Below are 23655 nucleotides of genomic sequence, written 5' to 3' on the forward strand. Positions count from 1 at the left end.
TCAGAAGTCGGCGGGACTTGCCGCCACCCGGCGGGCCTCCGCCGCGACGATGCCCAGGCGCATCCGCGCTTCCGGGCTGAAGCCAATGGCTGTTTCGATGGCGCGTAGTTCGCGCTCCGTGGTCTCCACGTACCGCATGGCCGGGTGAATGGCCGGCTGCCCCGTGGACCCCACGACCGACAGGCCCTCAGCGTCGATGAGCGCCAGGAGGTCCGCCCGTCGGTCGTGCAACTCCGCGTACCGCAGGATGATGTTGCGGTCCGTGTCGGGGCTGTACGCCCCGCTGCCCGCCTGCCAGACCGCCCGCCACACTTCGCGACCCGGCGCCTTCAGGTGACCCGGCACGCGCGGGGCACGGCCCTCGTAGACCACCGGGGCAGCCTCCGGGGAAGCGGCGCCGTTCGGGTTGCCCGTTCGCTGGGCCGGAGACTTCGCGCGGGACATCGGACACCTACCTCAGCGGGGAGTTGGACTCCCTCAGCGGGTGCGGTGCTCAGGGACGGATGCCGGAGGGGCAGCGCCACCGGCGCCAAGCTCGTGAGCACGACCACCGCCAAGCGGCGCGTCCTCCGGCGTCCCGCCTCACGACTCCCTCAGTCCGCTCCGGGTGGTGCGGGGCGCGGGGTGCACGGGCGGAACAGGCATGTTCAGGGGGCTTACCGGGTGCTTAACGGGCTCGTTCTCGAAGTCCTCCCGGAGCGTCCACCCAGGTCAGCGCCAGGACGGGCCGCCAAAAACGGAGCCGCACCTAGGGCGCGTTATCCGAGCTGGGGCCGGGATCGCCAGCGGGCACGCGCCGGAACTTCCGGGCCGCTCTCCCCCTCCCTCAGAAGGGTGGAGACGTGTAACCCATGTCCACGCGCGTCTTCGCCTTGTGGCACGTGCGGCAAAGGAGCTGAACGTTGCCGTCCACGTCCTCACCGCCACGCGACAGCGGAACGATGTGGTCCACGTCGATGGCCGAAGCCAGGAAGGACAGGCCGCACCGCGCACACGAGCCACGGCCCGCACGCTTCAGCGCACGGCGCAGACGAGCCGCCGCAGCGTTGCCCCGGGCAATGGCCTCACGGCGCTTGCGGTGGGACTGGACGGAGCGGCCTGACTCGTAGGCGCGGTGGTGTTCAGCACACCGGCCCGCATGGGTGGCGTACGCCCGACAGTCCAGACAACGCGTGCGCATGGCACCCCCGGTACGCGCATGGCCCCCCTGCCGGGAGCCCCCCTACCGACTCACGTGAGCCGCTTGAAAGAAGCAGACCCACGCCGCTCCGCCTGACGGATCAGGCGCCCCCACGAGCGGCGTGGGCCAGGACCCGCCCCCGGGATCGAACCGGGAACTCTGCCGGTTGCTCCGGATCTCCCGTCACCGGGGCCGGTACGGCGCACCTCTACCAATTGGGTCAGGCGGGTCATAGCCCGGGGCTCAGAACCCAGGTGGAGAACCACACCGGGGAGCCGCACGGGTACAAGGCGAGGGGGGTCTCAGTCCGCCGAAAGGCGCGTAGCCGGAAGGGTGCGCGGTATCCCGCCCTCACCCTGTATCTAGTGAGTGGATTGCCTGGGCGGGGCCAGGGACCGGTGGGCCGCGCGGGGGCTCATGGCGGGCCCGGTGACGAAGTGACGGAGTGGCGGGCCGGTCTGGGTTGCTACCACAGAAGAGATATTTAGAGTTCGTAAGATGGATTAGAACTCTTCGTCATTCCATCACTTCGTCACTCATTATTACTGGGTGTCCGATTGCCTGACCCTCTGTAGTGGATTTACCGGGGCAATCTGCACCCCACCCCACCGCCGAAGCACATAAGTCAGGTACATGTCAATAACTGTGCTGGTAAAAGGGGCCAGACCCGAAGGCCCGACCCCACCCAGGCGCTACGCGCTCAGCTCGAAGGCTTCCGCTGACTGGGCCTCCGCCTTGACCGGCCGGACGAACTCCACGGCAACGCGATTGTCAATCTTGTACCCACCCTTGACGCGCCCCGCGTGGACCTTGGTCGCCCTCTTGATGGTGACGCGCCGGACGAACATCGCTATGAACTTCCGCCGCTCGTCCAACCCTACGGAAGCCCACCACGAGCCCTCACCCAGAGGATCCGTCGAATCCCCGTCGTTGTGCAGCCACGCCGAAAGGGGAAGCTCTACCGTCTCCGGAGCGCTCAGGCTCTCCAAACGGGTCTTCGCCCGCTCAAGGCGGCCCTCAATGTTGGTCTTCCGCTTGAGAAACCTCTCCCGCCCAACGGGCCCCTCGTACAGTCCCGCGTCTAGTGCGTCGTACAGCTCGTTAATGGCCCGCTGGGCATCGTCCCGTTCCGCCTTCAGCTCGTGGCGCTCAGCGGCCGTCTTCGGGTCTTCCTTGGCCTGAGAGAAGACCGTGGTTGCGGCCCGGACGGCGAGCACGGTTTCCGCCGCCGGGTCGCTACGCGTGGCGTCTTGGATCAGGGCGAACACCTTCCGGGCTACGAAGTCGTCAACGTGCGACTGCATGGCGCTGTTGCCACTCTCGTGCTCGCCATCCACTGGCACCGCCTGACTGGCCCGCGTGCATTTGTAGACCGGCTTGGGCCCACTGTTGAGACCCTTGAGCGGCCGATTGCACTCACAGACAGAGACAGGCTCCTTCTCCACGTCCCGGAGCCCCGAAAGAAGCGACTCACCCCGGGCCAGCCCCTCACCCTGACCACGGCCGCTAAGCCAGTCCTGAAGCTCGTACCACTCAGCCGGCGGGATGATCGGTTCGCAGATCATCACCGGACGTCCGTCTTCGTCCCGGTGAATCCGGTACCCCACAACCGTCTTTGTCTGGGTGCCGTCCTCCTTGACCCGGTAAATGGGCTCCGCGCTCATTCCGGCGATCACCGGGTTCATGAGGATGCCCTTAAGCGTGCGGACCGACCACTGAGACCGCGTCCGCTCCTTGCCGATGTTCTGGCCCTTCGTCGGGACGCCCCGCTTGTTCATGTCGGTGCAGATACCGGAGAGGGACCCAGGGTGAAATTTGCGAGGCCGGATCGGGACGTGCATGTACTTCTTGATCGTCGCCCATATGCGGCGCAGGTTCATCGCTTCCTTCACGACGTGCACGAGCCGGTACAGCGGGTACTTGCTGTCAGGGCTGAGGTACTTCTCCGACTCGAAGCCGTACGGCGCCTGCCCGCCCAGCCAGCTCCGCTGAGACCGCTGAGCCACCTTGACGGCCCGAACCTTCTTGCTCTTCTTCTGTGACTCCTGGTGCCCAGCGTCAAGCCGCATGATCAGGTAGATCAGCGCCATCGTGTCGCGCGGGGCGAAGACACCGTCCATGACGCTGACGATGGTGATGCCCAGGCGGTGGAGTTCCGTCACGATCGGGATGGCGTCGGCTACCTCCCGGCGGGAAAAGCGGCTCACGTCGTACACCACGAGCATGTTGAAGAGCCGGTTACGAGCCGCCGTGAGCATGGCCTCGAAGCCTTCACGGTAAGCGTCGGGGTTCCAGCCGGAGACGCCAATGTCTTCGAAGTGGCGGAAGAACCGGGCTTCGCGCCTGACGGTCTCAGCCTCGTTCGCCTCCCGCTGGACCATCGGTGAGGCTTCGGTCTTGTCCGCCTTCGCGGACGACTGCCGGACGTAGCTGGCGGCAGTCGCTTCGATCTGGGGAAGGTCGTGGGGGGCGAAGCCCGCCGGGCGAGCGGGCGCGAAGGTTGCCAGGGCCATCGGTGGTCTCCCTGTCTCGTAGGTGCCGTGGCCCGTTGGGGCGCTGCACCTAGGGACTAAGGAGCCGATTGCCTATCTATGCCGCTGATCTATGCGAACCGTAGGGAATGCACAGGTCAGCGGCACGTTCGGACCGTAGTCCCGAACGGTGAAACCCGAAGGCGTTGCCGAGCACGACATTGGCGGTCTTGCGGCCGACGCCGGGCAGCGTGACCAGGTCCTCCAGGCGGCCGGGGACCTCACCGCCGAAGCGGTCCCGCAGCGCCGCCGACAGGCCGAGCAGCGACCGTGCCTTGGCCCGGAAGAAGCCCGTCGGCCGGATCAGCTCCTCCAGCCGCTCCGGGTCCATCGCCGCCATGTCCTCCGGGGTGGGGCAGGCGGCGAAGAGCGCCGGGGTGGTCTGGTTGACCCGCAGATCGGTGGTCTGCGCGGAGAGCACCGTCGCGACCAGCAGCTCGAAGGGGTTGGTGAAGTCCAGCTCCGGGTGGGCGTACGGATACAGCTCCGCCAGCTCCCGGTTGATCCGCCGCGCCCGCCGCACCAGCGCGACCCGCGACTCCGGCTTACCGGCGGCGGTCTTGGTGGCGGCCGTCTTCTTCGCGGTGGTCGTCTTCTTCGCGGCGGTCTTCCCGGCGGCGGCCGTCGTCGCCTTCTTGGCCACGGTCTTCTTCGCCGTCGCCTTCTTCGCCGCGGTCTTCTTCGCCGCGCCCGCCCCGGCAGCCGTTTTCTCGGCCGTCGTCTTCTCGGCAGCCGCCTTCTCGGCGGGCGCCCCCGCCGCTGCCTTCTTGGCCGCCGCCTTCTTGACCGCCGCCCGCGACGTGGCCGCCTCCGCTCCGTTCCGCCCGGCCGGGGGTGCGGTCGTCTCCGTCGTCTTCGCTGGGTGTTTCACGCCGCCCTCTTCCGTACCGACTCGTGCCGTGCCGACTTCCGTACCGGGTCCGCCGCCGGGCGGCGCGCGGTGCGCGCCGGGCCGGGGGTCCGCGGCCTCCGCGGGGCCTGCCGACCGTGCCCCGGCGGGACCGGCGATTTGGTGCTTACGTTCGCTTCCGGGGCGTTCACGGGCGGCCGTTCGCCCAGAGCGGAATCGCGTTCGGCGGTCACTCGCTCAGCCCCCCTCGTCCCGTGCTCTCACCGGCGTGTTGGACACTCGGCCAGACTACGACCACCCACCGACATCCGACTCGATCACCGGATTTCACCACCCCGATCGGCCCCCTGGCGTAGGGCTTGGGCCATCGGTCCGGCAAACTTGTGATTGATCGCACTGTTTTGCATTCCGGCATGATGGGGACCACAGTCCCCCGGAGCATGTCGACAAGGAGAGATCTCGTGGACGACGTTCTGCGGCGCGCACCGCTCTTCGCGGCGCTCGACGATGAGCAGGCGGCGGAGCTGCGCGCCTCGATGGGAGAGGTCACGCTCGCTCGCGGCGACGCCCTGTTCCACGAAGGGGACCCCGGCGACCGCCTGTACGTGGTCACCGAGGGCAAGGTGAAGCTGCACCGCACCTCCCCGGACGGCCGCGAGAACATGCTCGCCGTCCTCGGCCCCGGCGAGCTGATCGGTGAGCTGTCGCTCTTCGACCCGGGCCCGCGTACCGCCACCGCCTCCGCCCTCACCGAGGTCAAGCTCCTCGGCCTGGGCCACGGCGACCTCCAGCCGTGGCTGAACGCCCGGCCCGAGGTGGCCACCGCCCTGCTGCGCGCCGTCGCCCGGCGCCTGCGCAAGACCAACGACCAGATGTCCGACCTGGTCTTCTCGGACGTCCCCGGCCGGGTCGCCCGTGCCCTGCTGGACCTGTCGCGCCGCTTCGGCGTGCAGTCCGAGGAGGGCATCCACGTGGTCCACGATCTGACGCAGGAGGAGCTGGCCCAGCTGGTCGGCGCCTCCCGCGAGACGGTCAACAAGGCCCTCGCCGACTTCGCGGGCCGCGGCTGGCTGCGCCTGGAGGCCCGTGCGGTGATCCTCCTCGACGTCGAGCGGCTGGCGAAGCGCTCCCGCTGACCCCGGGCGCCGCCCCCGCGGCGGCGCCCCGCTCCCGGCCCGTACGGCGCCGCTCACCCGCGCGCCGCGCCCCTGAGTCGCCGCGGCCGGGAAAACCGCCTGAGCGGCCGTATACGGCGTCTGAGTGGGCATGTACGCGTCCAGCGCCCGCGCTCCCGGCCGGAAAATCCGGTGGCCCGGCCGTCGGACGCGTCGTCATGCTGACGCCATGACCGACTCCACGGGCCCGGGGCTCGACCAGGACGGCTGCTTCCTCCGGGAGGGCGCGCTCTCCCGGATCACCGACGCGTTCGCCCCCGTGGTGGCGGCCGCGCGCGAGCGGAGCGCCGCGCGCTTCGGCGACCGGCTGCATAGCGCGTACCTCTACGGCAGCATCCCGCGCGGCACCGCCGTCCCCGGTGTCTCCGACCTCGATCTGCTGCTCGCGCTCCACACCCCGCCCACCCCGGACGACCACGCCACGGCCGACGCGCTGGGCGCGGAGCTGGACGCCGAGTTCCCGCAGATCGACGGCGCCGGGGTCCTGGTCGAGGGCGTGCCCCGGCTGCTGAGCGAGGTGGAGCGGTACGACCTGGGCTGGTTCGTGGCCTGTCTGTGTACCCCGCTCACCGGCCCCGACCTGGGCGAACGGCTGCCCCGCTACCGTCCGACCACGCTGCTGGCCCGGGAGACCAACGGCGACCTCTTCCGCCTGCTGCCCGGGATGCGCGAGCGCGCCGCGGCGGCGCGTACGGAGGCGGAGCGGCGGCGGCTGACCCGCGGGATGAGCCGCCATCTGGTCCGTACCGGCTTCACGCTGGTGATGCCGCGGTGGGGCGGCTGGACCAGCGATCTGACCGAGATGGCCGAGGTGTTCGGCCGCTACTACCCGGCGCGCGCCGAGCAGATGCGCGCCGCGGCCCGCGCCGCCCACGCCCCGGCGGACCACCCCGCGCTGCTCGACACGCTGCTGGCCGATCTCGCGCCCTGGCTGGCCGACGAGTATCTGGCCGTCCACGGCCCGAAGGCACCCCGCCCCTGAGCGGCCCGGGGCGCCCCCGGACGCGTCAGATCAGCCCGTGCTCCCCCAGGTACTCCAGCTGCGCCCATACGGAGAGTTCGGCGGCGGGCCACAGGGAGCGGTCGACGTCGGCGTAGACCGCGGCGACGACCTCGGACGCCGTCCGGTGGCCGTTCTCCACCGCGGTCTCCACCTGGGCGAGCCGGTGGGCCCGGTGCGCCAGGTAGAACTCCATCGCCCCCTGGGCGTCGTCGAGCACCGGGCCGTGCCCGGGGAGCACCGTCGTCACCCCGTCGTCGACGGTGAGCGAACGGAGGCGGCGCAGCGAGTCCAGGTACTCGCCGAGGCGTCCGTCGGGGTGGGCGACCATCGTGGTGCCGCGCCCCAGGACGGTGTCGCCGGTCAGGACGGCGGCGTCGGCGGGCAGATGGAACGAGAGCGAGTCGGCGGTGTGCCCCGGGGTGGGCACGACGCGCAGCTCCAGCCCGCCGGTGGTGATCACATCACCGGCGCCCAGCCCCTCGTCCCCCAGGCGCAGCGCCGGGTCCAGGGCGCGGACGGCCGTACCGGTCAGCTCGGCGAAGCGGGCGGCGCCCTCGGCGTGATCGGGGTGCCCATGGGTGAGCAGGGTCAGCGCGACGCGTTTGCCCGCCTGCTCGGCGGCGTCGACGACGGCCCGCAGATGGCCCTCGTCGAGCGGCCCGGGGTCGATGACGACGGCCAGCGGGGAGTCGGGTTCGGCGAGGAGCCAGGTGTTGGTGCCGTCCAGGGTCATCGCCGACGGGTTGGGCGCCAGGACGCACCGGGCGCGGTCGGTGGCCGGTCCGGAGACCACCGCGCCCCGGGGTTGCCCGGGGAGCGCTGCCGCGTCGGTCATGCCAGGTCTCCTTCCCCGGCGTCGCCCGGGGCGCCCGGGGCGATGTGCTTGGTGAACTCCTCGTGCCCCGGCCAGCTCAGCTCGATCGCGCCGTCGCGCAGCCGGGCGCGGGCCAGCACCGGCGTCAGATCGCGCCGCCCGGCGGCTTCCAGGGCAGCGGCGGCGGACCCGTACGGCTCCAGGGCGCGCAGGGTGGCGAGGGTCGGCGGCATCATCAGCAGTTCGCCGCGTTCGTATCCGGCGACGGCGTCGACCGGGCGGGTCCACACGGTGCGGTCCGCCTCCGTGGAGGCGTTGCGGGTGCGCTGGCCCTCGGGGAGCGCGGCGACGAAGAACCAGGTGTCGTAGCGGCGCGGTTCGAACTCGGGGGTGATCCAGCGCGCCCAGGCGCCCAGCAGGTCGGAGCGGAGCACCAGACCGTGGTGGTCGAGGAAGTCGGCGAAGGAGAGTTCGTGGGCGACGAGGGCGGCGCGTCCGGCCTCCCAGTCGTCGCCGGTGGTGTCCGCGACGACGGTCGTCGCGGAGGGGCCCGCGAGCAGCACCCCGGACTCCTCGAACGTCTCGCGCACCGCGGCGCAGACGACGGACTGCGCGGCGGCCTCGTCGACGCCCAGCCGCGCGGCCCACGCGGCGCGCGACGGCCCGGCCCAGGCGACCGGCCGTTCGTCGCGCGGGTCCACGGAGCCACCCGGATAGGCGTACGCGCCTCCGGCGAAGGCCATGGAGGCGCGTCTGCGCAGCATGTGGACGGCGGGGCCGCCGTCGCCGTCCCGCAGCAGCAGGACGGTCGCGGCGCGCCGGGGCTCGGCGGGGGTCAGCTCGCCGTTCACGAGCGCCCGGATGAGGCCCGGCCACTCCGGCGGATACCACTGGCCATTGGTCGACGACATGGCCGGATGCTATGCGCTCACGCGCGGATGTTCGAGGGGCTCTTTTCGGCACCCCGGCCACCACGGGCGCGGCGGACACGGCCCGGCCGTCCGCCCGTGCCGCGTCCGGTTCCCCGGAGCGGCCGGGCGTACGGACGACCGGCGGCGCGGACTACTCCGCGATCTCGACCTGGATCTCGACCTCGACGGGCGCGTCGAGCGGCAGCACCGCCACACCGACCGCGGAGCGGGCGTGGACGCCCTTGTCGCCGAGGATCTCGCCGAGCAGCTCACTGGCGCCGTTGATGACACCGGGCTGGCCGGTGAAGTCGGGCGCGGAGGCGACGAAGCCGACGACCTTGACGACGCGCTGGATCCGGTCCAGGTCGCCGACGACGGACTTCACGGCGGCGAGCGCGTTGAGCGCGCAGGTCGCGGCCAGCTCCTTGGCCGCCTCCGGGGTCACACCGGCGCCGACCTTGCCGGTGGCGGGCAGCGCGCCGTCCACCATGGGCAGCTGGCCGGAGGTGAAGACGTACTTCCCGGAGCGCACCGCGGGCTGGTAGGCCGCCAGCGGCGGCACCACCTCGGGGAGCTTCAGCCCCAGCTCAGCGATCCTCGTCTCGACGGCGCTCACGCCTTGGCCCGCTTCAGGTAGGCCACCAGCTGCTCGGGGTTGTTCGGGCCCGGAACGACCTGGACCAGCTCCCAGCCGTCCTCGCCCCAGGTGTCCAGAATCTGCTTCGTCGCGTGTACGAGAAGCGGCACGGTCGCGTATTCCCACTTGGTCATGGGGCGAGCGTAATACCTGCCGGTGACGGCCCCGGACGCCGCCGCCCCCACCGCTGCGGCCACGGCCGCTCTCCGCCCGGAACGCCCGCCGCGGGCGCCCTTCCCGTATCCGGCGCCCCGTCCCGTAGGGGACCGTCTCCGGGACGGATCCGGGGTCGGCCCGTGCGTAGCCGCGGCGGGGACTGGTTAGGCTCCTTGACGTGAGCAGGCTCCATGTCGTCAGCGGCAAGGGCGGCACCGGAAAGACCACGGTCGCCGCTGCCCTCGCCCTTGCCCTGGCCACCGAGGGACGCCGGACCCTCCTGGTCGAGGTCGAGGGCCGCCAGGGCATCGCCCAGGTCTTCGAGACCGAGGCCCTGCCGTACGAGGAACGCAAGATCGCGGTGGCCCCCGGCCCGGACGGCGCCGCGGCGGGTGACGCCGCCCGCGGCGGGCGCCGCCCCGGCGAGGTGCACGCCCTCGCCATCGACGCCGAGCGCGCGCTGCTGGACTACCTCCAGATGTTCTACAAGCTCGGCAGCGCCGGCCGGGCCCTGAAGAAGCTCGGCGCCATCGACTTCGCCACCACCATCGCCCCCGGTCTGCGGGACGTCCTGCTGACCGGCAAGGCGTGCGAGGCGGTGCGCCGCAAGGACAAGCAGGGCCGGTACGTCTACGACGCGGTGGTGATGGACGCCCCGCCCACCGGCCGCATCACCCGTTTCCTGAACGTCAACGACGAGGTGGCGGGCCTGGCCAAGATGGGCCCGATCCACAATCAGGCCCAGGCGGTCATGCGGGTCCTCAAGTCCCCCGAGACCGCGGTGCACATGGTCACGCTCCTGGAGGAGATGCCGGTCCAGGAGACCGCCGACGGCATCGCGGAGCTGCGCGCCGCCGGGCTCCCGGTCGGCGGCGTCGTCATCAACATGACCCGCCCCGCCGTGCTCGGCACCGGCGATCTCGACATCGCCGCCCGCGGCGCCCGCGCGGGCGTGGCCAAGGCACTGTCCCAGGCGGGGCTGGGCGGGGCGCGCCGCGGCGGGCTGGCCGAGCGGCTGATCGACCCGCTGCTGGAGCAGGCCCGCGAGCACGCCGAGCGGGTCGATCTGGAGCGCGCCGAGCACGCCGAGCTGACCGCCCTCGGCCTGCCCACCTACGAGCTGGAGCTGCTCCCCGAGGGAGTGGACCTCGCCGGTCTCTACCGCCTGGCGAGGGAGCTGCGGAGACAGGGGCCCATATGACCGCCGACGACCCGACGCTGGACGCCCCGGCCCCGTGGCTGGAGGTCGACGCGCTGCTCGACGACCCCGGCACCCGCATCGTGGTGTGCTGCGGCTCCGGCGGCGTCGGCAAGACCACCACGGCCGCCGCGCTGGGCGTACGGGCCGCGGAGCGCGGGCGCCGGGCCGTCGTCCTGACCATCGACCCGGCCCGTCGGCTCGCCCAGTCCATGGGCATCTCCGAGCTGGACAACGTCCCCCGCCAGGTCAAGGGCGTCGACGGCGCGGCCGGTGGCGAGCTGCACGCGATGATGCTGGACATGAAGCGCACCTTCGACGAGATCGTCGAGGGGCACGCGGACGCCGCCCGCGCCCGGGCCATCCTGGACAACCCCTTCTACCAGTCCCTGTCGGCCGGTTTCGCGGGCACGCAGGAGTACATGGCCATGGAGAAGCTCGGCCAGCTCCGCGCCCGCGACGAATGGGATCTGATCATCGTCGACACCCCGCCCAGCCGCTCCGCGCTGGACTTCCTGGACGCGCCCAAGCGCCTCGGGTCGTTCCTGGACGGCAAGTTCATCCGGGTGCTGATGGCCCCGGCGAAGGTCGGCGGGCGGGCCGGGATGAAGTTCCTCAACGTCGGCATGTCGATGATGACGGGCACCCTCAGCAAGCTGATGGGCGGCCAACTGCTGCGCGACGTCCAGACGTTCGTCGCCGCGATGGACACGATGTTCGGCGGCTTCCGCACCCGCGCGGACGCCACGTACCGGCTGCTCCAGGCGCCCGGCACGGCGTTCCTGGTGGTGGCGGCGCCGGAGCGGGACGCGCTGCGGGAGGCGGCGTACTTCGTCGAGCGGCTGGCGGCCGAGCGGATGCCGCTGGCCGGTCTGGTGCTGAACCGCGTGCACGGCAGCGGGGCGGCGAAGCTGAGCGCGGAGCGGGCGCTGGCCGCCGCCGAGACGCTGACCGACCGCGCCGCGGAGGAGGACGGGCCCGACGCCTGCGCCGGGAGCGCCCCGGGCGAGGCGGAAAATCTTGCACCGGACGGCATTGTGGATCACGGCGACGGGAAGGCTGCTTCCGGTACCGCCGACGGCCCCTCTCCCGCCCCGGCGGCGCCTGCCGGACACCCCCCGGTCTCCGCCGAGCAACTCGCCGCCGGTCTTCTGCGTCTGCACGCCGAGCGTATGCAGGTGCTCGCCCGTGAACGCCGTACGCGGGATCGTTTCACCGCTCTGCATCCGGAGGTCCCGGTCGCCGAGATCGCCGCGCTCCCCGGTGATGTCCACGACCTCGACGGTCTGCGGCTGATCGGCGCCCGCCTCGCCCTCGACCCCACCCACACCGACACATCCGACTGACACCGCCGCCCCGACCGCCCCGCAGACACGCCCGGCTCGCCCCACTCACCTTCCAGGCGCGCGACGTTGCCGCCGTACGGGCCCGGCGGACTCACGGACACGGCAGATCCACCACCGCCCCGACAGACCCACTACCGTCCCGACAGAACCACCACCGCCACGGCGAACTCACGGCCCGGCTCGCGTCCTGACGCGTCGCCGGTCCGGTGGCCGTGGAGTCTTCGGGTCAGCTGACCGCCGCGTAGGTGTCGTACGTCTCGTCCTCGCACTCCACGGGCAGCATGCCGGTGGAGCGCTCGTACTCGGTGCGCGCCGTCTCCAGCAGGCGCCGCCATGACGTCACGGTCGGACGGCGGCGGAGCAGCGCGCGGCGTTCGCGCTCGGTCATGCCGCCCCAGACGCCGAACTCCACCCGGTTGTCCAGCGCATCGGCAAGGCATTCGGTGCGTACCGGACATCCGGTGCACACGGCCTTGGCGCGGTTCTGGGCCGCCCCCTGGACGAAGAGTTCGTCCGGATCGGTGGTGCGGCAGGCTGCTTGTGCGTTCCAGTCGGTTACCCAGCTCATGCTGGCGCCGTCCTCTCCCGAATTCGAGGCTCCCCCACGGCGGCAAGCGGCATATTCACCGTTGCCAGTTGAGGACGTTACGGAAGGCAGGCAGGGCGCAACACCCCCTTCGGGCCCAATCTTGAATGGTCCTAACGGACTATGCGTACGCGGCAGATCACCCAACGGAGTGAGCGAGCGGCATACGTCGCTTTTCTCGCATCGCAGGGCAGGTCGCCGGGGGCATACCGGAAATCCGGCGACACGAGCGGATGTTCGGGACGCGACCCCACGCGCGGTGGACCGGAAGGGGGAGGACGGGCGCGCTGGGGCGGAAAGCTCCGCTGTGACAGATGTGAAACAGCGTAGGCGAACAGTTGCGCCCCTGTCCGGCGATTGAGAACGTAGGGTGCCCTCATGGGTAAGAAGCGCGACGGCAGGGGTCTGAGCAAGACCCAGCAGGCCGCGAAATTCCTGGGTGTCAGCGTGCTGGCCGGAGCCGTTCTCGCGGGTCTCGCCCTTCCCGCCGCCGGAGCACTGGGCCTCACGGCCAAGGGCACCGTCGAAGGGTTCGACGAGATCCCCTCGGACCTCAAGGCACCACCGCTGAGCGAGCGGACCATCGTCCAGGACGCCAACGGCACCGAGATCGCCAAGATCTACTCCCGTGACCGCACGGTCGTGGATCTCAAGGACATGTCGCCGTACGTCCAGAAGGCGATCGTCGCGATCGAGGACGCGCGCTTCTACGAGCACGGCGCGGTCGACATGAAGGGCATCCTGCGCGCGGTCAACAAGAACGCGCAGTCCGGCGGTGTCTCCCAGGGCGCCTCGACGCTCACGCAGCAGTACGTGAAGAACGTCTTCATCGAGGAAGCCGGGAACGACCCCGACAAGGTCGCGCAGGCCACGCAGCAGACCATCGGCCGCAAGATCAAGGAACTGAAGTACGCGATCCAGGTGGAGAAGGAGCTGGGCAAGCGCAAGATCCTCCAGAACTACCTGAACATCACCTTCTTCGGACAGCAGGCGTACGGCGTCGAGGCCGCCGCGCAGCGGTACTTCAGCAAGTCCGCCAAGGACCTCAGCCTCGGCGAATCGGCGGTGCTCGCCGGTCTCGTGCAGTCCCCGACGCGCTACGACCCGCTCAACAACCGCGACGAGGCCACCCGCCGCCGTAACACCGTGCTCCAGCGGATGGCCGACCTGAAGGACATCACGCAGGCCGAGGCCGACGCGGCGGCGAAGCAGCCGATCAAGCTGGCCGTCAGCCGCCCCAAGAGCGGCTGCATCACCGCGACCGACGGCGCCGGTTTCTTCTGTGACTACGTCCGCAACGTCTTCCTCAACGACAAGACGTTCGGCAAGACCGCCAAGGCGCGCGCGAAGCGGTGGAACCAGGGCGGTCTGACCATCCGCACCACCCTGGACCCGCAGACCCAGAAGTCCGTCCAGGCGTCGATAGGCGGTCATGTCCACAGCGACGACCAGGTCGCCAGCGCCGCGACGATCGTGGAGCCCGGCACCGGCAAGATCCTCGGCATGGGCCAGTCCCGCCCCTACGGGTTCGGCAAGAACGAGACGGTGCTGAACCTCTCCGTCAACCACGACATGGGCGGCGGCGCCGGTTACCAGCCCGGTTCGACGTTCAAGCCGCTGGTCGCCGCCGCCGCGCTGGACCAGGGCATGAGCCCGTACCAGGAGTACTCCTCGCCGTACCGGATGCAGTACCCGAGCCCGGTGCAGACCTGCAACGGCGAGTGGCAGGGCCACGAAGGGACGCAGAACGAGAACAAGTCGGAGGTCGGCCCGTACGCGATGAAGGAGGCGACCGCGAAGTCGGTCAACACCTACTTCGTGCAGCTGATCAGTGACATGGGCATCTGCCCGGCGGTCAAGATGATCGACAAGCTCGGCATCGAGCGCGCCGACGGCAAGCCGATCCAGGAAGTGCCGTCGATGACCCTCGGCGTGCAGGAGATGTCGCCGCTGACCATGTCCGCCGCGTACGCCGCCTTCGCCAACAACGGCACCTACTGCACCCCCATCGCCATCGCCTCGATCACCGACGCGGCCGGCAAGCCGATGAACGTCCCGCGGAGCGACTGCAAGCAGGCGATGTCCGAGAACACCGCCAAGACGATAAACGCCCTGCTCAAGGGCGTGGTCGAGGACGGTACGGGTAAGGAGGCCGGGCTCAGCGGCCGGGACAGCGCGGGTAAGACCGGCACCAGCGACAGCCGCTACGCCGCCTGGTTCGTCGGCTACACCCCGAACATGGCCGGTGCCGTCTGGGTCGGCGACCCGATGCACAAGCGGAAGATGTTCAACATCACCATCGGCGGCACCTTCCACGAGAAGGTCTACGGCGCCGACACCCCCGGCCCCATCTGGCGGGACGCGATGAACGGCGCCCTCGCCGGACGTCCGGCACCGGGTCTGCCGACCGTCCAGATCGACGACCCCGGCGACGACAAGTCGGCGGACGACGGCAAGGGCAAGCCCGGAAAGGGCAAGGGCAAGCCGGGGAAGCCCGGCAACCACGGCAACAAGCCGGGCGGCGGCTGGCACCTCCCCGGCGACATACTGGACCGCCTCAAGCAGCACCACTGAGGCCACCGGCCGAGCACGCCGAAGGGGCGCCTTCCCAGCGGGGAGGGCGCCCCTTCGGCGTAGGCGGTCGGCGTCTCAGCCGGCCAGCAGCTTCTTGACCATCGCGGCGACCCGGCCGCCGTCGGCCCGGCCCGCGACCTTCGGATTGACGATCTTCATGACGGCGCCCATGGCCTTCGGGCCCTCGGCACCGGCGCCGGTGGCCTCGGCGACCGCCGCGGCGACCAGCTCCTCCAGCTCGTCATCGGTCAGCGGCTTGGGCAGGTAGTCGGCGAGGATCTCGCCCTCGGCCCGCTCCCGCTCGGCCGACTCGCCGCGCCCGCCCTTGTCGAACGCCTCGGCGGCCTCGCGGCGCTTCTTCGCCTCCCGGCCGATGATCTTCTCGACCTCGGCGTCGGACAGCTCGCGCGCCTCGGTGCCCGCGACCTCCTCCTTGTGGATGGCGGTCAGCGTGAGACGGAGGGTGGCGGAGCGCAGCTCGTCGCGCGCCTTGATCGCGACGGTGAGGTCGTCCTGCAGTCTGGACTTGAGCGTGGTCATGCCGTCGAGTATGCCCGCCCCCACCGGCAACCGTCGCGCCTTTTCCCCGCCCGACAACCCGCCGTCACCCGCGTGAACAGCCGGAACGCCCGGACTCCGCCCCTGCCGCCACGGCCCCGGCACTCTGCGACGATGGAACCATGCGCGCGCGATACGGAGTTCCCCTGTCCCTGACCGCAGTCGGCGCGGCCGGCCTGGCCTACGCCGCCGGCTTCGAGGTCCGCTCGTTCCGCCTGCGGCGCGTCACCGTACCCGTACTGCCCCGGGGCATGCGGCCGTTGCGCGTCCTGCAGGTCTCCGACATCCACATGGTCGGCGGCCAGCGCAAGAAGCAGCGCTGGCTGCAGTCGCTCGCCGGGCTCCGCCCCGACTTCGTGATCAACACCGGGGACAACCTCTCCGACCCCGAGGGCGTCCCCGAGACCCTCGACGCCCTCGGCCCCCTGATGGAGTTCCCCGGCGCCTACGTCTTCGGCTCCAACGACTACTACGGCCCCAAGCTGCGCAACCCGGCCCGCTACCTGATCGAGAAGGTCCAGGGTCGCCACGGTCTCAACGGCAACGCCCCCGCCGTCGGCGTCGTCCACAACCCGTGGGAGGAGCTGCGCGACGCGTTCGACGCGGCCGGTTGGGTCGGCCTGTCCAACACCCGCGGCCACCTCAAGCTGGAGGGCGTCGAGATCGCCCTGACCGGTCTGGACGATCCGCACATCAAGCGCGACCGCTACGCCGAGGTGGCCGGTGGCCCGGAGACCGGCGCCGACTTCTCCCTGGCCGTCGTCCACGCGCCGTACCTGCGCTCCCTGGACGCCTTCGCCGCCGACGGCTACCCGCTGATCCTCGCCGGGCACACCCACGGCGGTCAGCTCTGCATCCCCTTCTACGGGGCGCTGGTCACCAACTGCGATCTCGACACCAACCGCGTGAAGGGCCTGTCCACCCACACCGCCGAGGGCCGGACCTCCTTCCTCCACGTCTCCGCCGGTTGCGGCACCAACCGCTACACCCCGGTCCGCTTCGCCTGCCCGCCCGAGGCCACCCTCCTCACCCTCACCGCCAAGGAGTGACCCTCCGCGGGGCGCCCGACGAACCCCAGGTGGGGCGCCCCGCACCGGTCCCCCGGAACCGGATTTCACCTCTGGGGATCAGTCCGCTAAAGTAGAGCTCGTTGCTTCGGGGTGTAGCGCAGCTTGGCAGCGCGCTTCGTTCGGGACGAAGAGGTCGTGGGTTCAAATCCCGCCACCCCGACTGAAGGAACAGAGATCAGGGGCCTGATCCGCGAAAGCGGTCAGGCCCCTGATCCGTTTCTCTATTTCCGGAGACAACTTCGGGCACCGATTCCTGAGCGATGGTGAGGTACGCCACAGCGTGGCGTGATGGCTGGCCGCCCGCGTCCCTCGGAGCGCCATCCGGCAACGTCCGGTGTCAGTGCCGTCCGGCAGCATGTGGAAAGCGCCCCCGGTCCAGGAGCGACGTGCCGTTGGCTTCGGCGCCGAGAAGACAGGTGGCCGCTCGGACGCGCACTCAGCGAGTCCTTGGACCAGGATCGGAACCATATGGACACCAGCGGGGCCGCGCCCGGCCTTCCCCTGAACTTCCTGTGCGCGCTCACGGCGGACAGCAGCACAGATGATCCGCCCTCGCGGATGGCTGCAGAGCAGGCCCGGTCCATGGACGACGGGCCGGAGCGGCGGACATTGCTGGAAGCGCTGCTGCGCGGCCCCTACCGCGACTCCGCTCCGGAATGGCTCCTGAAGGCCGCGGTCGACAGCGATCTGGCCCGGAAGCCTCCGCAGTCGGATCCGCTGTACGGACCGGCCATGGATCTCGCCCTGTCAGCGCTCTCACACCCTTCGTGCACACCGGAACTGCGATACCAGTCGCTGAGGCAGTGCACCGCCGCCCAGCTCGGGCTCCTCGGTTCGCCCCAGGCGGGCGACGTCCTGGCCGACGCCATCGCCCATGCTCTTCACGAACGCGAGCCACACCGGCAGAGCATGACCGTCGGCCTCCTCGACGCTCCATCCGATGCGCAACTGGTCTTGCGGCAGCACCGGCTGCACACCACCGTCATCACTGCGGCCCTCGAACTCCTGCCGTCCTACCCCTCCTTCGACAAGAGCGAGGGGGAGGACACATCGGCGTGGCTGGAGCGGCACAAAGCGGCCGAGCAGGCGTGGCGCACCGTGTGGAAACGGGTCGTGACCACGCATCCCGAACACCACCGGCTGCTCGTCACCTGGTCCGACGACAACGATGCCGGGTACATCGTCCGGGAGCACCTGCTGGGCGGCATCCCGTGGGACGTCGAGCCGGAACTCCTTGAGGAGATCGCCCTGGACGACCTCGCGTCCTTCCCGGACTCCGTACTCACCACCCGGATGTGCCGTATGCGCCGGGAGGGGGCGACGGAGCAGGAGGTGCGGGAGCACTTCGCGAGCGACCTGGCGGAACTCAGCCCCCAGGACCGCGAACACATCGACTACTACCTGTCAGATAGCACGTATCGCCTGCGCTTCGGCTGCCGTGCTGCCATATCTCACACCGCATGGGCGGCCGAACGGAGGTGGCGCCACCTCCTCAACCCCGACCAGGCACAGCAGTACGGTCGCCCCCATCCCTGGAGAGCCACCGCAGATCAGCTGGCATCCTTGGCCCGGCAGTTCGCCGAACAGGCAGCTGTCGTGCTGGCGCTGTGGGAGCCCGATCCGGACTCTCCCATCAACTCCGCGAAGGATCTGCGCTGGGTGTGCGATCTGCTGAAGCATCTGCCCGTGGTGACCCCGGACGTGACGGAGCAGGTGCGGCTGATCTGCCGGGATGCGAAGCGGGGGCTGGCGGGGAGACGGGAGTACGGCAGGTACGAGCTGGCTTCGGACGTCCAGCAGGCGCGTGAACTCCTCGACACCATCGAGCGGATGATCGCTGGACCCATGCCGGATCCTGGCTCAGTCCGGACCGCTTCCCTCGGCGCGCCGGAACACGTCACCGTGCGCGATCTCGCCGGTGCGCCCGACACCGTCTTCGCTGAATTCGTGCGTCGGCATCAGGGCGACGACAGCCTTGTGGAGAAAGCTCTGCTGTCCTTCGCCTCACGCACGTACCGCCGCGAGGTGTCCTTCGCCGACGTACTTCATCACCATTCCGCACCTCAGCACGCCCTGCTGAACCTCACCCAGAACCTCCGCCGCCATCTCGGCGGCGGCCCGAACCTCCGTACGGCGTGGGCGGACGCCGTGCTGGGTCTGCCCACCACCAGCACCGAGGTCATCCGTGCCCTGCCCGCCTGGACCGCGCTCAAGGCCAGTGGCCCCCGCGGCCAAGCAGCGCACCCAGCCGTCACCTCAGTCGTATGCGCCTCTCTCGGCGACAGCACCAAAGCTTGGCAGCGGTTCGCGGCAAGCCCCGCCGGCAACGTGGGTCCCACAGCCTGGCTCCGCCTCGGCGACCTCCTCGACGCGGCCACCAAGGGAACGTCCTGGCCCAAGCCTCCGTACAAGTAGCCGGGAACGCCGGTACCTACCGGCGGTCGAGGAGCAGCCAGGGGCGCCACCTTGCCGCCCCTGGTAGGCGCACCGGCCGTGCACACCCCTCGTAAACCGAACGAATGATCGCATTGCGCCGGAGTAGTGGCCGCTCGCGGGGAGACGGTACGACGCCTCGACCCCGGTGGAATTCTTCCGTGCGGACAGGGAGGCATGCGAGAGAAGAGATGACTTAAGGCCTCGAAAGGTGTCATTTCGGGCGACCTTGCGGAAATTCGCTGAAACTTTGAACGCTTTTCGGGGAAAGCCTTGAAATTTTTGCCAGAACAGCCCACCGGACGTTCTGGCACGTAACGCTTGACCCTCGGAAGAAACCGCCGCTGCGAGGGAGGATCCCTTGGCCCTGCATGAGCTGTGCCGCGACCCGGAGAGTCAGACAAATCAGAGCCCCACTCTTTATTACGACGACAGCACCAAGACGTATCTTCTGCAGTCGTGGAAGGTGACCGACTTCGAGCGACTGCTCTCGATTGCGGTACCCGAGCATGAGACTGTGGTGGAGTTTCCCGCGCGACTTCTGCCGCTGTTCCCTGATGGATCGGCCGGTGACATCCGCTGCGTCTGCCACCGGAAGGACAGGGGGGAGGACGGTAAGAGCACCTCCGGCGCGTAGCCCGGCCCGCCGACTGCACACGCTGTATCGAAGCTGGGGCAACAGGTGTGTCCAGCACGGTTATTGGCCCCGGTGGCCCCTGTTGGACACACTGCCTCCATGCCTGAGATATCGGAGTTCAAGAAGGAAACGCTGCGGGAGCTGGGGCGTCGGCTGCGGGAGGTCCGCCTCGAAACGGGCTCGGGAGCGACGGAACTCGCGCGTAGGGTCGGCTGGAGCCCTTCGAAGTGCAGCCGGATCGAGAGCGGCAAGCGCACCAGCACGACGGTGGACGACGTCGCCACATATCTGGCGGGGTGCGGGGCGGAGGACAAGTACGAGAATATCTGCGGATTCCTTCGTGAGGCTGAAGGGCGTTTCCGTGAATGGGCCGAGGTGGAGAAGTCGGGGCTCAATGCGGCACAGCAGGAAATTCTGCCGCTGTGGGAATCCACACGGCAGTTCCGCGCGTATGCCGGATGGGTGCTTCCCGGACCACTACAGACCCGTGAATACGCGCTCACCATCCTTCAGTCCCTGCGAGAAAGGCGTGGACTGCTGCCCGATGACGCCGCTGCGGCGGCTACCCGGCGCGAATACGTGCAGAAGTATCTTGCCGACAAGAGCAAGAGTTTTGAGCTGGTTATCGAAGAGTCCGTACTGCGTCGGGGTTTCGGAGATCCCCAGATGTCGCTCAATCAGCTGATGCGTCTTCTTGATGTCCGGAAAATGCGGACAGTTCAGTTGGGCATCATTCCGGCCCGGCGTGATGTGTGTGACCGCAGCACGGTATGGCCCGCGGAAGATTTCTGGATCTTCGACGACGACCGGGTCAAGCTCGAACTCGTCTCGTCCGCCGTGGACCTGTCCACCCCGTACGACCTGGAGCAGTACGGCAAGGTGTTCACACTGTTGCAGGAGCAGGCCGTCTACGGCACGCAGGCGGTCGAGATCGTCAAGGCAGCCATGGCGATGGTGGTGAAGCAGTGGCACGAGACGTGATCGCCACCACGCGCCGTACGAACGCCCCCTTCGGCTCTCCTCAGCCCTCGGCACCGCTCCGTGCGGCGACGGCTGTGGCGTACAGGGGTGAAGCGGTGAGAAACCCGTCGACGGTCAGGACGGCGGGACCGGTCAGAGTATGGGTTCCATCAGGTGCGACACGGATGTGGAGGGTGCCGCCGGGGGCATCGACGCGGTACATCCCGTCGGGCGGGCGGACACCGGTCCGGTGGGCGGCGGCGACGGCGGCGCAGGCTCCGGTGCCACAGGCCGGGGTTTCGCCGACCCCGCGTTCATGGACACGGAGTGCGAGGTGGCCGGGGGCCAGGACGCGGACGAACTCGACGGTGACGCCCTGCGGGGGAGACGGCGTGACGGCCGGCGGGGAAACAAGGGAGCCGGCGTGGTCGAGGTCGTCGACGAAGGCGACGGCGTGCGGGTTTCCGGCGTCGACATACAGTGCGGGCCACGACCGCCGTCCGACACTCACGGTCAACGCCTCCTCGTCCGGGGCAAATCGAGGCCGCCCCATGTGGACCGAGACCTCGCCGGCAGGGGCCGTATCGGCGATGTCGACGGTACGGAGACCGGCGCGGGTCGCGAGCGTGAGGCGGCCCGGCGGGATGTGCCGGTGATGGGTGAGGTGCCGGGCGAGAACGCGGATGCCGTTGCCGCACATCTCACCGAGGCTCCCGTCGGCATTGCGGTAGTCCATGAACCACGTCGCCCGCCCCGCATACCGAAGGGCCTCGGGAGAGCGGTCGCACAGGACGGCGCGCAGAATGCCGTCGGCCCCGATTCCGGTACGGCGGTCACACAGGTGCGATATCGCGGCAGGGGTGAGAGCCGCCCGGTCGTCGGGGTCATGCAGAACGAGGAAATCGTTGCCCGCGCCGTTCCCCTTGGTGAAGGGAAGTTGAGGAGTCATGTCGTCCCAGGCGCGTCGAAGCGTGTCCAAGCCACCTGGCCGTCCTTCGTATCGGCCAGCCCGTAGGTGCTGCCCAGGTCGAGAGCGGCCACAAGCTCGTCCCAGCGAGTGATGAGGGCGGGGGTGACGGGCAGTTCCAGACGGATCGCGCCGTCGTCCTCGCTGCGCAGGCTCGGAGGGTGCCCGGCCAGATCGCTCAGCGCGGCGTAGGCGCGTACCGCTTCGGGGGACTGCTCGGATGCGTCCGGCATCTCCCCTCCGATCACTCCACGAATTCCTAGTTAACCAGATTTCGACGGGTGGGCTAAATTGTCAACCCTGTGAAGTTGACCTTGCAGGTGAGGAGCGGCATGGGCGCATCTGGACCGGCGCGTCCGGCTCCCTATCTGCGCATCGCGCAATTGCTGCGGGACCGCGTCGCGAGCGGCGAGTGGCGCGTCGGAGACCGGCTTCCCTCCCGGGCCACACTCGGTGCGGAATTCGGCGTCGGCGACAACGTCGTGCGCCGTGCCCAGGAAGCCCTGATCGAGGAGGGGCTCCTGGAGGGACGGGCCGGATCCGGGACCTTCGTCCGTGCGCCCCGTCAGCGCGGATCGCTCTCCCGCACCGCCTCGAACGGTTCCTCGCCCGCACCGGCAGGGTTCACCGGGACCTGGGAAGCGCGCAGCATCGCGAAAGTTCCGGCCGGACCTGCGACCGCGGTCCGGCTGGGAACCGGACACGACGGCATGTGCGTGCTCACCACGTACGAGTTCCTGACGGACTCCCGGCCCGTTCTGCTGGCCACCTCTTGGGAGCCGATGGCCGTCACCGGCGGCAGCGCCGTGGTGCTGCCGGAGGGCGGGCCTCTCGCCGGCGCCGGTGTCTTCGCACGGATGCGGCATCTGGGCATCGTGATCTCCCGCGTCGTCGAGGTTCCCCGGCCCATCCGGCTCAGCCGCGACCAGGCTCACCTTCTCGGTCTGGCCACCGGCGCGCAGGCCACGCTCATCGAACGCACCCACTACGCCGACGACGGCCGGGCCGTGGAAACCGCCGACTGGATCGTCCCGAGCGACCTGTGGGACATCACCTACACCATCGCCACGCCCGCGCCCGGCACGTCAGCGCTTTCCGTCCGGGGGCGGTGAGCAGGCGCAGCACGGCAGTCGCACACCTACGGAGGGGGAACTCATGGCGCAGCGGCCCGATCTGCCGACGCGGATCGCCGACGCACTCAACAGCAAGGCACTGGGCTCCGCGATCGGCATCGTCTCGTTGGCCGCCACCGCGGTCGCCTGGGCCGTCGATCACGTCAACCTGATGCTGATCATCGTCCTGCAGACGGTGCTGAACCTCGTCTTCGTCCTCGGCGGCATATGGTCGGGCAAGACCCACATCCGCCTGCGCCGCACCAACAGCATCGAGGCCATGGACGAGCCCATGTACTACGACGCGATCCGCGCCCAGTTGGAGAACTCGCTGGTATCGGATTACCGCAGGATCGCGGACGGCTACCTCAGCGTGCACGGCACCGAGGTGCCGTGGATGTCGGTCCAGCTCATCAACGCCCTTCTGACGACCGATGTCCAGCCCCGGCGGATCCAGGCCATCGACCGCACGACCAACCCGTCCCTGCTCACCCGGCGCCGCGCGTACCTCGACGCCAACCAGCGCTTCATCGAGGACGGCGGGCGTATCAACCGGCTGTTCGTGGTGAAACGGGAGAACCTCCTCGACCGCGACTTCGCACACGACCTGCTGGCCCTGATCGACCACCACCGGCAGCTCGGCGTCATCTGCGGTCTGGCCGTACGCGAGGATCTTCGGCCCCAGGAGACCGTCGACACCGTGGTGTTCGGCAATGCGGCGGTCCTCATCGAGGACGAGCAGGGCGACGAGACGTACACCCAGGGCCGCTCGACCATTCTCTTCAAGGGCATCGACGTCTATATCGGCCACTTCACTCGCGCCTGGGAGCACGGCTTGGGCGCGCCCCGGGCGCTGCACACCTACGAGACAGCGATCCGCCCGCTGCTGGACGCCTGGGACGCGCAGGAAGCCGCCGCCGTGGTCGACGGGCTCTGAGCGTGCTACCGGTCCCGGCG

General features: G+C 69.8%; 22 protein-coding genes, 1 tRNA gene and 1 pseudogene. 12 read left to right on the forward strand and 12 right to left on the reverse strand.

The genetic code is table 11. The features are described 5' to 3' along the window. The 4 genes and pseudogenes from IF23_RS0119795 to IF23_RS0119810 all read right to left on the reverse strand — a co-directional run. Entirely contained in the window at positions 1-444 is a 444-nt protein-coding gene (locus tag IF23_RS0119795; RefSeq protein WP_030285488.1) for a phage terminase small subunit P27 family, read from the reverse strand. 382 nt (positions 445-826) lie between these two features. Next, on the reverse strand, positions 827-1180 hold the full coding sequence (locus IF23_RS32835; protein ID WP_030285490.1) for an HNH endonuclease: 354 nt from the start codon (positions 1178-1180) through the stop codon (positions 827-829). Positions 1181-1872: 692 nt separating this feature from the next. Further along, positions 1873-3693 carry a recombinase family protein gene (locus tag IF23_RS0119805; protein ID WP_030285491.1) on the reverse strand — a complete coding sequence of 607 codons (1821 nt, stop codon included), beginning with the start codon at positions 3691-3693 and terminating at the stop codon, positions 1873-1875. 154 nt (positions 3694-3847) lie between these two features. Further along, positions 3848-4582: pseudogene (locus tag IF23_RS0119810) on the reverse strand (endonuclease III domain-containing protein); the annotation flags it as partial. Positions 4583-5022: 440 nt separating this feature from the next. On the opposite strand from IF23_RS0119810, the gene IF23_RS0119815 reads away from it, so the two are divergent. Both IF23_RS0119815 and IF23_RS0119820 read left to right on the forward strand, forming a co-directional pair. Then, the gene (locus IF23_RS0119815) at positions 5023-5697 is read left to right on the forward strand and encodes a Crp/Fnr family transcriptional regulator (protein ID WP_006604164.1); all 675 of its coding nucleotides are present in this window, start codon (positions 5023-5025) and stop codon (positions 5695-5697) included. 208 nt (positions 5698-5905) lie between these two features. Beyond that, positions 5906-6718 carry a nucleotidyltransferase domain-containing protein gene (locus IF23_RS0119820; RefSeq protein WP_030285493.1) on the forward strand — a complete coding sequence of 271 codons (813 nt, stop codon included), beginning with the start codon at positions 5906-5908 and terminating at the stop codon, positions 6716-6718. 25 nt (positions 6719-6743) lie between these two features. Here the strand turns inward: IF23_RS0119820 and IF23_RS0119825 are convergent, their stop codons facing one another. The 4 genes from IF23_RS0119825 to sp36 form a co-directional block, all read right to left on the reverse strand. Continuing rightward, positions 6744-7574, reverse strand: coding sequence for an MBL fold metallo-hydrolase (locus IF23_RS0119825; RefSeq protein ID WP_030285495.1), 831 nt, complete (start codon positions 7572-7574; stop codon positions 6744-6746). After that, positions 7571-8464 carry an NUDIX hydrolase gene (locus IF23_RS0119830; RefSeq protein WP_030285498.1) on the reverse strand — a complete coding sequence of 298 codons (894 nt, stop codon included), beginning with the start codon at positions 8462-8464 and terminating at the stop codon, positions 7571-7573. Before IF23_RS0119830 ends, IF23_RS0119825 begins: the two co-directional genes overlap by 4 nt. 151 nt (positions 8465-8615) lie before the next feature. Then, positions 8616-9080, reverse strand: coding sequence for a RidA family protein (locus IF23_RS0119835; RefSeq protein ID WP_030285500.1), 465 nt, complete (start codon positions 9078-9080; stop codon positions 8616-8618). Continuing rightward, positions 9077-9235, reverse strand: coding sequence for a Sp36 family protein (sp36, locus tag IF23_RS33625; RefSeq protein WP_020129281.1), 159 nt, complete (start codon positions 9233-9235; stop codon positions 9077-9079). Before sp36 ends, IF23_RS0119835 begins: the two co-directional genes overlap by 4 nt. A 200-nt stretch (positions 9236-9435) precedes the next feature. Here sp36 and bagA point away from each other — a divergent pair, with 200 nt between their 5' ends. Together bagA and bagB are read left to right on the forward strand one after the other, a co-directional pair. Then, entirely contained in the window at positions 9436-10458 is a 1023-nt protein-coding gene (bagA, locus tag IF23_RS0119845) for an ATPase BagA (protein WP_030285502.1), read from the forward strand. Continuing rightward, on the forward strand, positions 10455-11801 hold the full coding sequence (bagB, locus tag IF23_RS0119850) for an ATPase BagB (RefSeq protein ID WP_030285504.1): 1347 nt from the start codon (positions 10455-10457) through the stop codon (positions 11799-11801). Before bagA ends, bagB begins: the two co-directional genes overlap by 4 nt. 226 nt (positions 11802-12027) lie before the next feature. Here the strand turns inward: bagB and IF23_RS0119855 are convergent, their stop codons facing one another. Further along, positions 12028-12369: a WhiB family transcriptional regulator gene (locus tag IF23_RS0119855; protein ID WP_030285505.1), complete on the reverse strand. Its 342-nt coding sequence runs from the start codon at positions 12367-12369 to the stop codon at positions 12028-12030. 396 nt (positions 12370-12765) lie between these two features. Between IF23_RS0119855 and IF23_RS0119860 the strand changes: the two genes are divergently transcribed. Further along, complete coding sequence (locus IF23_RS0119860) at positions 12766-14961, forward strand: transglycosylase domain-containing protein (RefSeq protein WP_030285507.1); 2196 nt, start codon at positions 12766-12768, stop codon at positions 14959-14961. A 75-nt stretch (positions 14962-15036) separates the two neighbouring features. On the opposite strand, the gene IF23_RS0119865 is transcribed toward IF23_RS0119860, so the two are convergent. After that, the gene (locus tag IF23_RS0119865) at positions 15037-15501 is read right to left on the reverse strand and encodes a GatB/YqeY domain-containing protein (RefSeq protein ID WP_030285508.1); all 465 of its coding nucleotides are present in this window, start codon (positions 15499-15501) and stop codon (positions 15037-15039) included. A gap of 140 nt (positions 15502-15641) precedes the next feature. On the opposite strand from IF23_RS0119865, the gene IF23_RS0119870 reads away from it, so the two are divergent. The 5 genes from IF23_RS0119870 (at position 15642) to IF23_RS0119890 (ending at position 20640) form a co-directional block, all read left to right on the forward strand. After that, the gene (locus IF23_RS0119870) at positions 15642-16568 is read left to right on the forward strand and encodes a metallophosphoesterase (RefSeq protein WP_030285509.1); all 927 of its coding nucleotides are present in this window, start codon (positions 15642-15644) and stop codon (positions 16566-16568) included. A gap of 107 nt (positions 16569-16675) precedes the next feature. Then, positions 16676-16749: transfer RNA gene (locus IF23_RS0119875), tRNA-Pro, on the forward strand. A 398-nt stretch (positions 16750-17147) separates the two neighbouring features. After that, positions 17148-19004, forward strand: coding sequence for a hypothetical protein (locus IF23_RS0119880; RefSeq protein ID WP_157848043.1), 1857 nt, complete (start codon positions 17148-17150; stop codon positions 19002-19004). A 379-nt stretch (positions 19005-19383) separates the two neighbouring features. Next, on the forward strand, positions 19384-19659 hold the full coding sequence (locus IF23_RS0119885) for a hypothetical protein (RefSeq protein WP_051739726.1): 276 nt from the start codon (positions 19384-19386) through the stop codon (positions 19657-19659). A 99-nt stretch (positions 19660-19758) separates the two neighbouring features. Beyond that, the gene (locus tag IF23_RS0119890) at positions 19759-20640 is read left to right on the forward strand and encodes a Scr1 family TA system antitoxin-like transcriptional regulator (protein ID WP_030285513.1); all 882 of its coding nucleotides are present in this window, start codon (positions 19759-19761) and stop codon (positions 20638-20640) included. A gap of 40 nt (positions 20641-20680) precedes the next feature. Here the strand turns inward: IF23_RS0119890 and dapF are convergent, their stop codons facing one another. Together dapF and IF23_RS0119900 are read right to left on the reverse strand one after the other, a co-directional pair. After that, on the reverse strand, positions 20681-21568 hold the full coding sequence (gene dapF / locus IF23_RS0119895) for a diaminopimelate epimerase (protein ID WP_037678782.1): 888 nt from the start codon (positions 21566-21568) through the stop codon (positions 20681-20683). Next, a complete protein-coding gene (locus IF23_RS0119900) occupies positions 21565-21819 on the reverse strand; it encodes a hypothetical protein (RefSeq protein WP_157848044.1) in 255 nt (84 codons plus the stop codon). Before IF23_RS0119900 ends, dapF begins: the two co-directional genes overlap by 4 nt. A gap of 99 nt (positions 21820-21918) precedes the next feature. Here IF23_RS0119900 and IF23_RS0119905 point away from each other — a divergent pair, with 99 nt between their 5' ends. Together IF23_RS0119905 and IF23_RS0119910 are read left to right on the forward strand one after the other, a co-directional pair. After that, positions 21919-22698 (forward strand): GntR family transcriptional regulator, encoded by a 780-nt coding sequence (locus IF23_RS0119905; RefSeq protein WP_037678786.1) that lies wholly within the window; start codon positions 21919-21921, stop codon positions 22696-22698. 43 nt (positions 22699-22741) lie between these two features. Beyond that, positions 22742-23635 (forward strand): hypothetical protein, encoded by an 894-nt coding sequence (locus IF23_RS0119910; RefSeq protein WP_030285520.1) that lies wholly within the window; start codon positions 22742-22744, stop codon positions 23633-23635. The last annotated feature ends 20 nt before the right edge of the window (positions 23636-23655 follow it).

The organism is Streptomyces catenulae (genome assembly GCF_000718015.1).
Taxonomy (GTDB): domain Bacteria; phylum Actinomycetota; class Actinomycetes; order Streptomycetales; family Streptomycetaceae; genus Streptomyces; species Streptomyces catenulae.

What these genes read in the sequence shown, in the direction of transcription:
- IF23_RS0119905 (WP_037678786.1), top strand. Translation starts at nt 21,919, where the DNA reads ATGGGCGCATCTGGACCGGCGCGTCCGGCTCCCTATCTGCGCATCGCG.
- dapF (WP_037678782.1), bottom strand. Translation starts at nt 21,568, where the DNA reads ATGACTCCTCAACTTCCCTTCACCAAGGGGAACGGCGCGGGCAACGAT.
- IF23_RS0119855 (WP_030285505.1), bottom strand. Translation starts at nt 12,369, where the DNA reads ATGAGCTGGGTAACCGACTGGAACGCACAAGCAGCCTGCCGCACCACC.
- IF23_RS0119805 (WP_030285491.1), bottom strand. Translation starts at nt 3,693, where the DNA reads ATGGCCCTGGCAACCTTCGCGCCCGCTCGCCCGGCGGGCTTCGCCCCC.
- IF23_RS0119865 (WP_030285508.1), bottom strand. Translation starts at nt 15,501, where the DNA reads ATGACCACGCTCAAGTCCAGACTGCAGGACGACCTCACCGTCGCGATC.
- IF23_RS0119900 (WP_157848044.1), bottom strand. Translation starts at nt 21,819, where the DNA reads ATGCCGGACGCATCCGAGCAGTCCCCCGAAGCGGTACGCGCCTACGCC.
- IF23_RS0119830 (WP_030285498.1), bottom strand. Translation starts at nt 8,464, where the DNA reads ATGTCGTCGACCAATGGCCAGTGGTATCCGCCGGAGTGGCCGGGCCTC.
- IF23_RS0119860 (WP_030285507.1), top strand. Translation starts at nt 12,766, where the DNA reads ATGGGTAAGAAGCGCGACGGCAGGGGTCTGAGCAAGACCCAGCAGGCC.
- IF23_RS0119910 (WP_030285520.1), top strand. Translation starts at nt 22,742, where the DNA reads ATGGCGCAGCGGCCCGATCTGCCGACGCGGATCGCCGACGCACTCAAC.
- IF23_RS32835 (WP_030285490.1), bottom strand. Translation starts at nt 1,180, where the DNA reads ATGCGCACGCGTTGTCTGGACTGTCGGGCGTACGCCACCCATGCGGGC.
- IF23_RS0119870 (WP_030285509.1), top strand. Translation starts at nt 15,642, where the DNA reads ATGCGCGCGCGATACGGAGTTCCCCTGTCCCTGACCGCAGTCGGCGCG.
- IF23_RS0119890 (WP_030285513.1), top strand. Translation starts at nt 19,759, where the DNA reads ATGCCTGAGATATCGGAGTTCAAGAAGGAAACGCTGCGGGAGCTGGGG.
- IF23_RS0119820 (WP_030285493.1), top strand. Translation starts at nt 5,906, where the DNA reads ATGACCGACTCCACGGGCCCGGGGCTCGACCAGGACGGCTGCTTCCTC.
- IF23_RS0119880 (WP_157848043.1), top strand. Translation starts at nt 17,148, where the DNA reads ATGGCTGCAGAGCAGGCCCGGTCCATGGACGACGGGCCGGAGCGGCGG.
- IF23_RS0119795 (WP_030285488.1), bottom strand. Translation starts at nt 444, where the DNA reads ATGTCCCGCGCGAAGTCTCCGGCCCAGCGAACGGGCAACCCGAACGGC.
- sp36 (WP_020129281.1), bottom strand. Translation starts at nt 9,235, where the DNA reads ATGACCAAGTGGGAATACGCGACCGTGCCGCTTCTCGTACACGCGACG.
- bagB (WP_030285504.1), top strand. Translation starts at nt 10,455, where the DNA reads ATGACCGCCGACGACCCGACGCTGGACGCCCCGGCCCCGTGGCTGGAG.
- IF23_RS0119825 (WP_030285495.1), bottom strand. Translation starts at nt 7,574, where the DNA reads ATGACCGACGCGGCAGCGCTCCCCGGGCAACCCCGGGGCGCGGTGGTC.